At 33.7% G+C, this 13,357-nt stretch carries 12 protein-coding genes; 4 read left to right on the top strand and 8 right to left on the bottom strand.

From position 1 onward, the window contains the following. The first annotated feature begins 204 nt into the window (after nucleotides 1–204). Nucleotides 205–756, top strand: a complete 552-nt coding sequence (locus MKX82_RS22640) for a CBO0543 family protein (RefSeq protein WP_251647878.1) — start codon at nucleotides 205–207, stop codon at nucleotides 754–756. 75 nt (nucleotides 757–831) lie between these two features. Here MKX82_RS22640 and MKX82_RS22635 read toward each other — a convergent pair whose 3' ends face one another. From MKX82_RS22635 to MKX82_RS22605, 7 genes are all read right to left on the bottom strand, one after another. Beyond that, the gene (locus MKX82_RS22635) at nucleotides 832–1,242 is read right to left on the bottom strand and encodes a MerR family transcriptional regulator (protein WP_251647876.1); all 411 of its coding nucleotides are present in this window, start codon (nucleotides 1,240–1,242) and stop codon (nucleotides 832–834) included. Between the two features lie 106 nt (nucleotides 1,243–1,348). Further along, a complete protein-coding gene (locus MKX82_RS22630) occupies nucleotides 1,349–2,527 on the bottom strand; it encodes an MFS transporter (protein ID WP_251647874.1) in 1,179 nt (392 codons plus the stop codon). A gap of 271 nt (nucleotides 2,528–2,798) precedes the next feature. Then, complete coding sequence (locus tag MKX82_RS22625; RefSeq protein WP_233317241.1) at nucleotides 2,799–3,659, bottom strand: EamA family transporter; 861 nt, start codon at nucleotides 3,657–3,659, stop codon at nucleotides 2,799–2,801. Nucleotides 3,660–3,942: 283 nt separating this feature from the next. Beyond that, nucleotides 3,943–4,962: a hypothetical protein gene (locus MKX82_RS22620; protein WP_341080275.1), complete on the bottom strand. Its 1,020-nt coding sequence runs from the start codon at nucleotides 4,960–4,962 to the stop codon at nucleotides 3,943–3,945. A 13-nt stretch (nucleotides 4,963–4,975) separates the two neighbouring features. Beyond that, on the bottom strand, nucleotides 4,976–5,467 hold the full coding sequence (locus MKX82_RS22615; RefSeq protein WP_341080273.1) for a hypothetical protein: 492 nt from the start codon (nucleotides 5,465–5,467) through the stop codon (nucleotides 4,976–4,978). 667 nt (nucleotides 5,468–6,134) lie between these two features. Continuing rightward, nucleotides 6,135–6,464, bottom strand: a complete 330-nt coding sequence (locus MKX82_RS22610; RefSeq protein WP_341080272.1) for a PadR family transcriptional regulator — start codon at nucleotides 6,462–6,464, stop codon at nucleotides 6,135–6,137. Between the two features lie 1,351 nt (nucleotides 6,465–7,815). After that, entirely contained in the window at nucleotides 7,816–8,667 is an 852-nt protein-coding gene (locus MKX82_RS22605; RefSeq protein WP_341080270.1) for a helix-turn-helix domain-containing protein, read from the bottom strand. 264 nt (nucleotides 8,668–8,931) lie between these two features. Here MKX82_RS22605 and MKX82_RS22600 point away from each other — a divergent pair, with 264 nt between their 5' ends. Genes MKX82_RS22600 through MKX82_RS22590 form a run of 3 tightly spaced genes read left to right on the top strand, consistent with a single transcriptional unit; the run spans nucleotide 8,932 to nucleotide 11,980 of the window. Further along, nucleotides 8,932–10,086, top strand: a complete 1,155-nt coding sequence (locus tag MKX82_RS22600; protein ID WP_341080268.1) for a Gfo/Idh/MocA family protein — start codon at nucleotides 8,932–8,934, stop codon at nucleotides 10,084–10,086. Nucleotides 10,087–10,113: 27 nt separating this feature from the next. Next, nucleotides 10,114–10,851: a ThuA domain-containing protein gene (locus MKX82_RS22595; protein WP_251647861.1), complete on the top strand. Its 738-nt coding sequence runs from the start codon at nucleotides 10,114–10,116 to the stop codon at nucleotides 10,849–10,851. A 34-nt stretch (nucleotides 10,852–10,885) separates the two neighbouring features. Beyond that, a complete protein-coding gene (locus tag MKX82_RS22590; RefSeq protein ID WP_341081600.1) occupies nucleotides 10,886–11,980 on the top strand; it encodes a Gfo/Idh/MocA family protein in 1,095 nt (364 codons plus the stop codon). A 146-nt stretch (nucleotides 11,981–12,126) separates the two neighbouring features. Here the strand turns inward: MKX82_RS22590 and MKX82_RS22585 are convergent, their stop codons facing one another. Then, nucleotides 12,127–13,338, bottom strand: a complete 1,212-nt coding sequence (locus MKX82_RS22585; protein ID WP_251647857.1) for an MFS transporter — start codon at nucleotides 13,336–13,338, stop codon at nucleotides 12,127–12,129. Nucleotides 13,339–13,357 lie beyond the last annotated feature (19 nt).

Raw genomic sequence — 13,357 nt, 5'->3', positions numbered from 1 at the left:
AACTGAAATACCACGTAAGCAATATAAAGGAAAAGTTAGTTGCTAATATTCCATACTCCCTTACCAACTGCAGCTCTGAAAAAGAAGTTTTTCTAATCGTGTTACAAGGGCTTTCTAAAGGATTTCCCTCTTAGCAGGAACAACGGATAATTTTCCATTAACAGTTAAAAATATATATATGACAACATGTACAAGGAGTTCCTTATGAAAAGCAATCATGTTTTTGACGATTTTGCTAAAAAACAACAACAGCTAGAAGATGAAAAATTACAGATGTGGTTTGATCATTCCCTTTTTACATTCCAATGGTGGTTCGGTGCTTTATTGCTTATCATTTCAATCGTAATATTTATTATATTTAGGAAGAGAAATAGCACAGACCGCCTACTTTACGTAGGAACTTTTACTGCCTTGCTATCCTCCTTACTTGATCTAGTTGGCAATTCTCTAGGTTTTTTTCATTATCATTATGAAGTCATACCATTTACAGATAATTATTTTCCTTGGAGTATTTCCATAATACCAGTTTCAATCATGTTCTTATTGCAAGTAAAACCTAATACAAGTCCCTATATTAAAGCACTTGCATTATCACTAATAGTATCTTTTGTCATCCTGCCATTTCTTAAGTTCATTGGGATATATCACCCTGTTCATTGGAAAATGTATTATTCGGCTCCCGTAATATTTATTATTTATTTAATTGCTGATTATTTATCTAAAAAGGATAGATTTACGAAGTTGAATGAAGAGTAAAGGGAGTATGAACCTGAACATATAAGAAAAAGTCTGCCAATTCCAACATGGCAGACTTTATTCATTATTTATAATTTACACTTCTGATTTTAAATTACTTTCGTGTTTAGAATTCTGATTAAATTCTTGCTCGAGGTTATCAAAATACTTTAACTTAACCTCTATTTTGTCAAAGGCTTTATCTAGTTGCCTTTGTTTTTCTTTTAGAACTGCAAATTGTTTTAATAATATAGACCGTCTTGAATCAAAATTATTTTCTCCATTTACTGTTAGGGTAATAATTTCTCTTAAATCACTTACTGGCATTCCAGTTACTTTTAAACAAACAATAAAATCTAACCATCCAAGGTCTTCTTCTCGAAAAACACGATAACCATTTTTATCTCTTTTTACGAATGGTAATAACCCTTCTTTTTCGTAAAAACGTATAGTATGAGTAGGTAATTTCATCTTTTTTGATACTTCTTTAATCGTATACTCTGCCATAATGAAACCTCACTTATGAGTGTTATATTCTGCTTCTGTAAACAGTATAAACTTTAAAGTAAACTTTAACGCAACCTAAAAAACCATATCTAGTAGTCATCATACATTAGATTTTTAGTAGTTTTTTTCTAATTGTAAGTCTTTTATCTACCAAATAACTAATATATGCAAGTATTAGACCTACAAATGATTGAAGAGCACCAATATAGAAAATATAAGCTAAACTAAATGAATCTATAATGATTCCCCCAAAGAAGGAAGCAAAAGAGATACTAATATTAAAAGCTGTATTAGTTAAAGTGGAAGCAAGGTTTGGAGCATCTGCTGCTAGAAGTACTAGCCGGGACTGGATAGTAGGTAGAAGCGCATATGCAATTAACCCCCAAATAAATGTGATAGGAATAACTAATACTTTATTTGAACTAACAACCCCATATAAAATCATTACTAATATAAGTAAAACGATATTTATATTAAGCCAAGGCATTAGCCTCCAATCTGACAGTTTTCCACCAATAATACTCCCAACAGTTGAACCTACTCCAAATATTAACAGTATCCATGAGATACTACTAGATTCAAAGTGAGTTAAGTTTGTTAAAATGGGTGTAATGTAAGTGAACGCTAAATACATTCCTCCAAATCCGAAAAAAGTAATGAACAATGCCAGAATTATTTGTGGATTGATTGAAGCAAGAATTTCTTTTTTTACATTAAATTCTGCTCGATCTTTACTGGAAGGTACAAACATTATAATTCCGAGAAATGAAATGATTCCTAGAATTGTAATAACCGCAAAGCTATATCTCCAGCTTAATTGTTGACCGATAAACGTCCCTATTGGAACTCCTAAAACGTTTGAACTTAAAAGGCCTGCAAAAATAAAACTAACTGCACGTCCGGATCGTTCTTTTGAAACTAAATTAGTTGCTAATAGTGCACAAGCACCCATATAGGTTCCATGTGTAAGCGAAGCGATGATACGAAATAAAATTAAAGATTCATAATTAGGCGCAAATGTCGAGCAAAGGTTTCCAATCATAGAAAAAAGAATCAATAAGAGAATTAATTTCTTTCGAGGTATTTTTAATGTAAGCAAGGTCATAATTGGACCACCTATAGCAACTCCTAGGGCATAAACAGAAACAAAGTGCCCCGCTTTAGAAATGGGTATATTTAAGTCCTGTGCAACATCAGGCAAAATACCCATTAACACAAATTCAGTCATACCAATAGCAAATGCTCCTATTGCTAAGATAAATATAGAAATTGGATAATTTCTCATTTGTATCAAGCCTACTTTCCAAAATATTTAAAGCACTTGGAAAGTAATTATACAGTTTGAAGTTTACTTTAAAGCAAGTACATGGTCGTTGCTTGTAAGAAAGAAGCAGCTATTTTATATAAGGGATGACTGACGATTGTTAATTCTTACACCTGTAAGATAAATGTTAGTTAGAAACATTTAATTCAATTAAGTTAGAAGCCATTAAAACATTATTAGACATAAAAAAACCCTTCCTTAAATGAAGGGACATAACAATTATGAAATAAACTCAGAATAAAAGAAAAATAGTTCCTATTGTGATAATAAAACATCCGAATATGGTATTCTTCGTCGGCTTCTCTTTTAATATAATGATACTTAAAATCATCGTAATCACCACACTAAATTTATCTATTGGTGTGACTATAGACACTTTCCCGATGGAAATAGCTGCAAAAAAACATAACCATGACAGCCCTGTTGCCATACCAGATAAGATTAAGAATATATAGCTTTTTCTAGTTATGGTTTTCATTTGAGTATGTGTACGTTGAAAGAATACAATCCCCCAAGCAAAAATAATAATTACGATGGTACGTATGAAAGTAGCTGTATTTGAATCTACATCTTCTATACCAATCTTCGCGAGAATCGCTGTTAGTGCGGCAAAGATTGCTGATAGGAAAGATAATAATATGTATGAGTTGGAATAGGACGTATTTGAATTTTTTTTGAGTCTTCCTATTAATATAAATGTACCTATTGTAATCAGAGTATTACCGATAACAACCATTGTTGTAACAGGCTCACCTAAAATAATAAATGAAAGGAGTATTGTCATTACTACACTAGATTTATCTATAGGCACTACTTTTGAAACATCCCCTATTTGTATTGCTTTAAAATAACAAAGCCATGATAGTCCAGTTGTTATTCCAGATAGTACAATAAAGATAAAGTCCTTCCAATTAATTAGAAAAATATTATCTAAGTTATTAGTAACCACAACCATTAAGAAAGACATGATTAATACAACAATAGTTCTAATCGCTGTAGCCAAATTAGAATTTACATTTTTTATTCCTATCTTTGCTAGAATCCCCGTTAATGCAGCAAATACTGCTGCTAATAATGCCAATATAATACTCATGCTAATCATCTCTTTATCTATTTATTTGGAACAATGGATACTCATTGATATTAATCGGTAAACCTACATCTTGTATCGTACATTTTTATAGATATATGTGCAAATTTAAGAAAAGAACAAAACTAACAATAACAACAACCAAAGGCCTTTTCTAACAATCCCTTTCCGTTTTTTATTTAACTAACATTCTCGTTTGGCTCAACAGAGGTTTAATAAAAAAGAGCATTAATCCTATTAGATTAATGCTGCCATTTTCAGAAAAAGTAATCCAGATAGTAACCAATTAATCAACAACTTCTATAGTGAATTTATATGCGGTTTCGATCGGAAAATAATTATCTTCATTTTTTCTATTTTCTGGATTAGGTATTATAAAGGCAACAAATTCATATAACCCTGCTTTATCTGGTGCAGTGATATAATATGTCCCATATTCTGGATTTATGGAATTTTTATCTAATAATAAATAGGAGTGGCCATTCATTTTAATTTGTTTCCAATCCAGCATAGATAAAATCAAATAATTTTCTACTTCCTCAGGTATAGATTGAGTTAAATTTGCAAAATATGCTAGTTCTATTCTCTCTTCTTTTTTTACCTTTATTGAATATGGTGGGAATAAAACTTCGTCCACATTTCCAATATTATTATTAATTACTAACCCTTCAAAAGATACATCATCAACTGTTTTACTTATTGTCGAATCTTGATTTTTTAAAGATATTGTTCCATTATCTTCATAAAAAATTTCATAATCTAAAGTCATCCCGAAAAAATTTGTCATTAATTTTTGGATTTTAGTATGTTCATTTGGAGAAGCATATATACCAACTGTAAGTTTATGTGATTTATTATCTTTTAATATATCTCCATTTAACTCAAAGGGTAATGTAATGGTATTTCCGGTCTCTAATTCAAATATATATGATGAATCAAACTTATTTTCATCCAAAGGTTTAAATTTAATTTCTTCATAATCATAGAAAATTTTAAGGATAAATTGTTCGTCTCTTAAGTTATTTGAAAACGAAACTTCTAAAATATCTTGTGGTGTATCCATTAAAATTCTTCCATTAACATTATCTATACTTTGATTGGCATTACTGTTCATAGGAATATCAACACCAAGAGAATAACCTTTCCCTAAATCTAAAACGTCTTGCGGTGTATCAGAAATCATTTCAGAAGATTGCTCAGTGGGCTTTATACTTTGTTTATTAATATAATAAGAAGAAAAGAAGAAAATAGTAATTACTAGCAAACAAAAAACTATTTTCTTCCCTTTTGAAAATTTCTCCATCATTTTAACGACTAGCTCAATAAGTTAAACTAGTATTAGCAGTAGAAAACCAGCTTGAAGAACTAGTAATTTTCATTTGATGATATCCAGTAAATTTTGCTTTAGTAGTATTAGCTATTAGTTGCCCACTATTTGCTATAGAAGTATTGTTTAACGTTTTCCATCCAGATGAAGAAGTACTAGTTCCATTATTATTACTATCTACTTTTGCTCTAATTGAATACACATTTTGACTTGTACTAGTTTTTGCTGTTGCACGAGGCTTTAAAAGAGGTGGCTTGGAACCTGTTAAGTTTCCTTTAATTGTTACTGTGGCTCTACTTACATTATCACTAAAAATAACTGTAGATTTATCACTTAATACAATATCTTTTTCTATTATTCTTGATTCAGCTGTCACTTCTGGTTCAGCTGCATGTCCTACAACTGGTAAAAATCCGCCCGTTAGAATACCTGCCGATAAAGCAACCGCACCAAATTTATTTAACAGATTTCTTTTTTTATTCATTGTTTTCCTCTCCTTTATACCGTATTAGTTCTTTCTGCATGATACAAATGGTGAATAATTAAAGCTATCGTTTTACTATTTCTCTTAAGATATAGTTAATTAATTGCTTGAACCATTTATCGCAGTAAAATCACATTCCCCCTTCACCAATCTCAATAAGTTACTAAGGTACTTCATGAACACACATTGCTTATACCAATTAAAGGAACATTACTCAGCAACTAACGAATGGATAGTTCTAACCCTTTATTAATGAAGTAATACTTATAACATATTTTGAATTAACTTTGATCCATTTGTTTATTTTCCTTAGTTTCCTTATTAAAAGCTGTGTTCAATTCCTATTCCTTTTAATTGGTATATTCTCAAAATACTATCGAAATAATGGAGGTTCAATATTTTGTTTATAAAGTAGTATCTTATGTATATTATGGTTTAAAGCATAGTACTCTCTATAGGGTAATAGAAATTACTTAACATAAATAGGATTATAATAAAAAAAAGGCATAGCTCGGTACATTACCGGTTCCATGCCTACACATTACTTAATACACTTTTAAAACCAACATTATTTCCAAGCATAATATAGTATATACAGTGTTAATCCTTTAAAATTTCACATATCTACTCTTTGTTTTTTCATTTTCATTCATATACTCCAAAAAAATTAATCTTGTTTATATTTATCATTCTCTTCAATAAAGCAGTTAATTATTAGAAAAAATTCATTCCATTCATATTTCAATGTTTCTAGTTTATTAATCCCATCCTTTGTAATACTATAATATTTTCTAAATGGCCCTTCTTTAGATTCCTTATTATATGTGGTTAGGTTTTTTTCTCTAACTAATCTTCTTAATATCGGATAAACAGTACCTTCAGAAATGATTATTTTAGAAGATATTTTTTTTACTAGTGAATACCCGTATTCATCCTCTTTATCTATTATTAACAAGACTATTAAATCAAGTACACCTTTTTTAAACTGAGCGTTCATTATTTATCACCAGCATCTGTTGTTTAATTTAACGCTAATAAGCATTAAAGGGTACTGTATATACTACTTTTTAGAAATACTTTTCTGCCTCTATATATTTATAAGAAAGTAAAATTAGATTCCTTTTAGAAATTATATTTTAAAAATTGTCATAGCCATCCCTTCTCTCTTTTTGGTTATTTTTACTAGCATAATTATCTAATATAGCGTAATAATTAGATATAGTATTTTTATATCAAGGAAACTATTCAAATTTTGCTTTCTACTTCCAATGGGCGTAAAGTTTTAACTTCTTAATCAGTATGTTTCATTACTTCTCTCCATCTTATTCATTAAAAAAACAGCATCCAAAGGATGCTGTTGAACATTGTCATTTTTAATTATCAGAACCTTGGTATTGGGTCTGATGCCGGTAGCCTTCCCTACTTTGCTTATTACCTATCTTAGATATATTGCCTTTATTTATATTTCCTATCATTTTTCAACCTTCCACGAATATCTAAGATTAATACTATAAGATAAAGCAACCCAAAAACTTATCTAAAATTATTAAAAAAACACTGTTGAGAATAGAAGAATCTTCGTCCTTGAAAAGCGATATTACGGAAAGTGTAACAACAACTACAAAAACAATTTGCAACATGTTAAAAAATTTTGTATATTTACTGCTGTTATTTTTATATCGCTCAACTAGCGATTGTCTTTTTGACCATAAACTGGTCATTATTGATTCACAGCTCCTTTGAATATCCAATTCTTAATAGTATATTTCTTTCCATGCTTAATACTGAATGCTTTAAAGGCATTTGTAACTACCTTAACCATACTCGTTGCAACACCAACATAATTAGAAAACCACATATATTATAAAACCGCGACCATATTACCTGTAACCTTAATTTCTGAATTGAGTTAGCGACACTTTAGAAAGATATATTTTCACTTACTAAAGTAATGATTCTAAATTATTTAGACTGTTTGATTTCGGGTTTATTATCACCTCTTTATGCGTTTACTTGAACAGTTACTTAATAAGTCACGTGGTTGTTCAATAAAAAGGTAACATAATTTCCTAACTCATTTTTCGAACATTCTGTTAACCAGCTAAAAAGTTCGATATTACTATCTATTAATTGATGTAAATTAACCAAAATCCATGACAACTTTGTGTAATAAGAGGTGTGGTAATCGCTCTTTCTTTACAAGCATGCCGAAAAGAGAAAGGAAAACAGGTAATAAAACCTTATCCTTTCTCTGGATTTTTTTATGGAATTAAGTAAGTCACCAAAGATAATAAAACTTTAAACACTCAGTATAAAAATGTCTAAACATCTATTTTGCTTTGAGTAACTCATATTCTGCCATATAAGTCAGTCTCGGTATCTTTTTCATCAGCAGTTTTTATGTTGTGGACAGGATGCAAACCAAGAAAAAGTGATGGAAGTGTACTTCGGTATTCTTTTGGTGTACATAAAACTTTTTTGATAAAGTTACGATTAAATGAGCGGATGTTTTCATATCCACAAAGATAAGCAATCTCCGTGATATTTTTTTCTGTTGTTCTGAGCAGATGACAAGCATAGTTAACCCGAGTATCATTTAAAAACTCTGTGAACGATGTTTTGACACGGGCATTAAAATATTTCGATAAATAATTATAGCTATATCCAAGTGTGCCAGCTAAACTTTGTAAGGTAATCGGTTCTGTAAAATGTTCTTGTATGTATGTTAACAAGGTATGAAGCAATGCTGAGTCTTTTTTTTCTGTTTTAATGAGGCTTGTTTGGGCCATTAGCTCGGATAATAACAAATAAAGACTAGCTTTTTGTTCTAACAAGTTGAGGTCATCTTTAAAGAGTGTTTTTGATAGAAGTATTTTTGCCTGGACAGATAGGTCGAAAATGGGATTTTCAAGGGAACGATTTTCGATCATCTTTTGAAAGGTCGGTACATAATCAGGAGAAAAAATACAAATTTTAGCCCTTGATTGAGATACTGTCGAAATGGAGTGAATTTCGTTCGGTAATATTAGTAAATATTGTCCAGTGTGTAAATGAAAACTTCTTTCTTCAATCATCACTTCCATTTCGCCACCAACAACAAAGATTAATTCAAAACAACGATGGAGATGGCTTGGAAAGTTTAAATTGCTGGAGTCATAGTTTGAAATGAAATCAAAATGGTGGGATTCATATAATAACATTGAGGTTCACCTTTTCCCAATAGGATAATTTTTGTCTAGGATTATATAAGTTTTATCTTGTTGTGTCAAACGAAAAAATGATACATTTACCAATATTAGACACACAGACATAGGCTTTGATCTATCTCTTGCGGGCATGCTCCCCTTTTTACTATTGTTACATATGGTATCATCACTTTTCTTAATACTCTTTAAAATGGGAAAGGTTTGTTTATCCTTCTATTTCTGTCCTTGTCTTTACATCTATCAAAAAAGGAGATTACTATGGAGAAACTCAGAATTGGAATGGTCGGCTATAAATTTATGGGCAAGGCGCACAGTCATGCATACCGAGATCTTCCCATGTTCTTCCCGAACATTGTTCATCCTGAAATGAAGGTCATTTGCGGCCGGGATGAAAGCGGTGTTTCAGCTGCTGCCAAACAATTTGGCTGGGAGGAGTATGCAACCGACTGGAAGACTTTATTGGAAAGAGACGATATTGATTATATCAATGCCCCAAGTGATGCACATAAAGAAATCGCATTGGCTGCAGCAAAGGCAGGCAAGCATGTTTTTTGCGAAAAACCGTTAGCGCTTACATTAAAGGACTCTAGAGAAATGCTTGAAGTAGTTGAGGCTTGTGGGGTTAAACATATGGTTGGATTTAACTATCGCTTCGCTCCTGCTGTTATACTGGCAAAAAAGCTTTTAGATGAAGGTAAATTAGGTGAAATTTATCATTTCAGAGCTTGTTTTTTACAGGACTGGCTTGTTGATCCTAACTTTCCCCTTGCCTGGAGACTGCAGAAAGAAATTGCCGGTTCAGGATCACATGGAGACCTTGGCGCTCATCTGATTGATTTGGCTCATTACCTAATTGGCGATATAGAAGAGGTAATTGGGATGAGCAAAACCTTTATTAAAGAGCGGCCAATTCCTGCCCAAATGTCCGGTTTAACTGCAAAAGGCAGCAATAGCGAGGAAAAAGCAGCTGTTACGGTGGATGACGCTACCTTATTTCTAGCTCGTTTCGCCAATGGAGCATTAGGAAGCTTTGAAGCGACACGGTTTGCTGCAGGCCATCGCTGTACGAATTCGTTTGAACTCAATGGAAGTAAAGGCAGTGTAATTTTCGACTTTGAGCGGATGAATGAGCTGCAGGTTTATTTTACTGATGATGATGAAGATGTACAGGGTTTCCGCCGCGTCTTAGCAACTGATCCAAGTCATGCTTTCGCTGAAAATTGGTGGCCGCCGGGACATACAATTGGCTATGAACACACGTTTATTCACGAAGTAGTAGAACTTATGGAAGCATTCCGTGAGAATCGTCAGCCTGTCCCAAACTTCCGTGACGGCGTCAAGTGCCAGCAAGTTTTGGAAGCGGTTGATTTATCGATTGAGAAACGCCAATGGATTCGAATTTCCGATGTTTAAAATACTGTTGAAGGTGTGTGGTTGAAAATGAATAAAAAGGCTTTGATTGTTTGGGGCGGGTGGGATGGCCATCAGCCTGAACAAGTTGCAGACATTTTTAAAGGAATCCTCGAAGAAGAAAATTTCCAAGTAGAAGTCTCCAATTCACTAGACTCTTATGCAGACAAGGAAAAGTTACAGTCATTAGACTTGATTGTTCCTCATTGGACAATGGGAGAAATCGAAAGAAAGTATGTCTTAAATATCTCTGAAGCAGTGGCTGCAGGTGTCGGCTTAGCTGGATGCCATGGTGGAATGTGTGACTCTTTCCGAAATAATGTTGACTGGCAGTTTATGACGGGTGGAAATTGGGTCGCTCATCCTGGTAATGATGGCGTGGAATACACTGTAAACATTAAGCATTCGTCTAGCCCGCTGTTAAAGGATATTTCTGATTTTAAAGTCGCTAGTGAGCAATATTACCTTCATTATGATCCAGCTGTAGAAGTGTTAGCAACTACCCGCTTTCCAGTGTTTCACGGACCTCATTCAGCCAACAAAGCAGTAGATATGCCTGTTGTCTGGACAAAACGCTGGGGCCACGGAAATGTATTTTATAATTCGTTAGGTCATCAGGCCAATATTGTTGCAATGCCGGAAGTCTCTCTTATTATGCGCCGAGGATTTTTATGGGCCGCTGCTGGAAAGGCACTGGCCCATAAAGTAGATGAAGCTTCGTCTTTCGGAAATGTGCGTACCTATACTGGTATGGGAGACAGTCAATAAAAAAGCCTTTAGACTAAAATCTAGGAGGACCCTTATGAAAAAACTTAAAGTTGGCATCATTGGATGTGGAAATATTAGTTCTATTTATATGGAAAACTGTCCGAAATTCCCGCATCTCGAACTTGTCGCCTGTGCCGATTTAGATATAGAGCGGGCCCATTCTCAAGCTGAAATATTTAATATTCCCAAAGCCTGTTCTGTGATGGAACTGCTGAATGAGCCGGAGATTGACCTTGTGATCAATTTAACCATTCCAAAAGCACATGCCTCTGTCTGTATTCAAGCACTTAAAGCAGGCAAGCATGTTTATACGGAAAAACCGCTGGCAGTTACACGCGATGAAGGCAAACAAATTTTAGAAACAGCAAAAGAAAGAAATCTGCTTGTTGGCAGTGCGCCTGATACCTTCTTAGGTGCCGGAATTCAAACAGCCATCCATTTAATAGAGCAAGGTGAAATTGGTGTGCCTATTGGGGCATCTGCGTTTATGATTTGCCGCGGTCATGAACATTGGCATCCAGACCCAGCCTTCTATTACGATGTCGGTGGTGGACCAATGTTTGATATGGGACCATACTACTTAACAGCCTTGGTTGCCTTATTAGGACCAATTAAGCGAATTTCCGGCTTCACCCGGATTAGCTATCCTGAAAGAACAGTACTGAGCGAACCAAAAGCAGGTACTACGATCGACGTAAAGATTCCCACCCATATCTCAGGTGTTATAGATTTTGCTTCAGGGGCGATTGGAAATATTACCACAAGTTTCGATGCATTTGGCGGTACCTCTCTTCCACCTATTGAAATATACGGCAGCGAAGGAACATTATTAGTTCCTGATCCAAATACATTTGGGGGACCTGTTAAGATTAGAAAACGTGACGAAAATGAATTTAAAGAGGTGCCTTTAGAATACGGTCACGCTCAAAACAGCAGAGGACTTGGCGTGGCAGATATGGCCCAAGCGATTATGGAAGGTGGTCACTACCGGGCCAATGGCAAGTTAGCATATCATGTGTTAGAAGCGATGCATGGCTTCCACGATTCCTCTGATAGCGGCAGACATTATATGATGGAAAGTACATGTAATCGTCCTGAGCCAGTCTCCATAAAAATACAGAGTAATTGAAAGTAATTAAAGGCTAAATTTTTACAAAGGCTGCCCTTTTTAAGGGCAGCCTTTGTTGTGTAATTCAATTGTCTTACAAAATGCCGATAGACAATATTAAAAAGGTATATCTCCCCTTCTTTATTAGAACCCCTTTTTGTATCTAATTAGTTCGTTCTTAATTCAACCTTCTCTAATTGAAGTCGACTTGTCAAAATAATACAGGAAAGTGTTAAAATAGCTGATAAAACATAAGCACCAAATAAATCTACTTTAAGCACAATAAATCCTGAGCTAGCACTGCCTAAAAGCATACCTGCCATCATGAGTGGCATAATAATCCCATTTGTTCTGCCAATATAATCAGAAGCAACTTCTTTCATCATCATTGTACTAAATATTACTTGAAAAAAAGCAGCAGACAGTCCTGATAATATCCGCGCAGCTGCAGTTAAAAGTGGCCAGAATGACAAGATTTCAATAATGGTAATAAGAGAAAGAGCTATTATGGTTGTTGTTAAGACATATTTGCTATATTTCTCAACAAACGACGATAGTGTTACCGCAAGTCCTCCCCCAAGCAACATCCCGATTCCTTCTGCAGCAGCAAACCACTGAACACTTTCTTTAGGTAATCCTAACCTTTCCATGATTACGAACACATCTAATGGTTGAGTAATTCCAAAAGAAATACCAACAATAAAAAATAAGCAAGCAATATATTTTAAATTGTTATGCTTAAATACGTAAACAAGTCCCTCTTTTACGTCTATTAATGCTGATTTTCTTTCCTGTTTTGATTTATTTTTCTCTGTTTTCGGTAAAAACAATTGTAGTCCAGATGCTAAGGTGAAAATGGCAAACAATACCCAAATGGATGTTTCTAACCCTAATTGTGTATATATAAATGTTCCCAGCACCGGACCTAAAATAGTAAATATCGCCATTAAACTTTGGCTGATCCCTATAGCACTACCCACCAAATTCACTGGAATATGTTTTTTGTAAATGACTGCCGAAGATGGTTGTGAAAACTGACTAATAATTGCAGATATTACTGTCGCTGCAAAAACAGATTGCCAAACTCCATTAGATATTAGTATCAATATTAACAGCATAGAAAGAGCACTTAAAGCATCTCCATAGACCACAGTCTTTTTGGGGTTCCACCTATCAGCATATGTTCCGCCAATTAAAGAAAAGATAAATATAGGTAAATATTCTAATGTAGTTAGTAAAGAGACTGCTGTCGGATTATTATTCGTTCTTTCCATAATATAAAAAAGCAAAGCCATATTACGGGTCCAAATTCCAATTTGTTGTAATAGGTCTGCCCCCTGTACTATTAGAAATACTCTATTCTTAAGAAGTTCCTTCATTTATTTAACACCAATCCTT

It is taken from the genome of Niallia sp. FSL R7-0271 (assembly GCF_038005785.1).
Taxonomy (GTDB): domain Bacteria; phylum Bacillota; class Bacilli; order Bacillales; family Cytobacillaceae; genus Niallia.
This window is presented reverse-complemented; position numbering and strand designations above follow the sequence as displayed.

Coding starts and splice junctions, on each gene's coding strand:
- MKX82_RS22640 (WP_251647878.1), top strand. CDS start 205: ATGAAAAGCAATCATGTTTTTGACGATTTTGCTAAAAAACAACAACAG.
- MKX82_RS22635 (WP_251647876.1), bottom strand. CDS start 1,242: ATGGCAGAGTATACGATTAAAGAAGTATCAAAAAAGATGAAATTACCT.
- MKX82_RS22630 (WP_251647874.1), bottom strand. CDS start 2,527: ATGAGAAATTATCCAATTTCTATATTTATCTTAGCAATAGGAGCATTT.
- MKX82_RS22625 (WP_233317241.1), bottom strand. CDS start 3,659: ATGAGTATTATATTGGCATTATTAGCAGCAGTATTTGCTGCATTAACG.
- MKX82_RS22620 (WP_341080275.1), bottom strand. CDS start 4,962: ATGATGGAGAAATTTTCAAAAGGGAAGAAAATAGTTTTTTGTTTGCTA.
- MKX82_RS22615 (WP_341080273.1), bottom strand. CDS start 5,467: ATGAATAAAAAAAGAAATCTGTTAAATAAATTTGGTGCGGTTGCTTTA.
- MKX82_RS22610 (WP_341080272.1), bottom strand. CDS start 6,464: ATGAACGCTCAGTTTAAAAAAGGTGTACTTGATTTAATAGTCTTGTTA.
- MKX82_RS22605 (WP_341080270.1), bottom strand. CDS start 8,667: ATGTTATTATATGAATCCCACCATTTTGATTTCATTTCAAACTATGAC.
- MKX82_RS22600 (WP_341080268.1), top strand. CDS start 8,932: ATGGAGAAACTCAGAATTGGAATGGTCGGCTATAAATTTATGGGCAAG.
- MKX82_RS22595 (WP_251647861.1), top strand. CDS start 10,114: ATGAATAAAAAGGCTTTGATTGTTTGGGGCGGGTGGGATGGCCATCAG.
- MKX82_RS22590 (WP_341081600.1), top strand. CDS start 10,886: ATGAAAAAACTTAAAGTTGGCATCATTGGATGTGGAAATATTAGTTCT.
- MKX82_RS22585 (WP_251647857.1), bottom strand. CDS start 13,338: ATGAAGGAACTTCTTAAGAATAGAGTATTTCTAATAGTACAGGGGGCA.